This is a genomic window from Anaeromyxobacter oryzisoli, from assembly GCF_022690765.1.
GTDB lineage: Bacteria > Myxococcota > Myxococcia > Myxococcales > Anaeromyxobacteraceae > Anaeromyxobacter > Anaeromyxobacter oryzisoli.
The window spans coordinates 1-556 of record NZ_JALCZA010000179.1 but is presented as its reverse complement, the minus strand read 5'-3'; the positions used below and the strand labels follow the sequence as shown (position 1 = coordinate 556).

At 66.4% G+C, this 556-nt stretch carries 1 pseudogene; it reads right to left on the bottom strand.

Annotation, left to right across the window (positions count from 1 at the left end):
* Positions 1-473, bottom strand: a pseudogene (locus MNZ27_RS23270) (IS4 family transposase); the annotation flags it as partial.
* Positions 474-556 lie beyond the last annotated feature (83 nt).

The window sequence follows — 556 nt, the reverse complement described above, 5'->3', positions numbered from 1 at the left end:
GGAACAACCTCGGCAAACCGCTGCAGGAGCGCGTCTTCGTGCTCGTTCCGCCAGCCTTTCAGGTCGGACTTCATCACGCTCTTCCAGAGCAGCGGGGTGGCCCTGCCGTGGCTGGTGATGAGGTACAGCGCGATGGTGGCCTGGTCGTCGGCGTCGAAGTCCGTCCAGTCGAGCGCGACCACGATCTCCGGTCGTCCACCGATCACGAAGGGCACCCAGCTCGCGAACAGCTTCCAGACATCGACGCCGGTGTTCGAGAAGAAGCGGTCCACCTGCTTGATGGCGTGCTTGGCCTGAAGCTCCTTGGCGATCGCCAGCGCGCGCCCGAGTGCGCCCACGGCGAGCTGCGCCCCTTGCAAGGCGCCCACCGTCGCGTCGGCGAGCGAGGCCACCCGCTTCGCATGGAGGTCGTAGTCGAAGATCGAGGAGACGAAGTCGTGCACGCGGCGGGGGCGGATGGCCTGGTTGCGCATGGGCCCCGCACCATGATCTCAACCCCGCGGAACGTCTACAACTGGCCCCATCCCATGACCGTGGGAATGAGGGGATCGGTCAG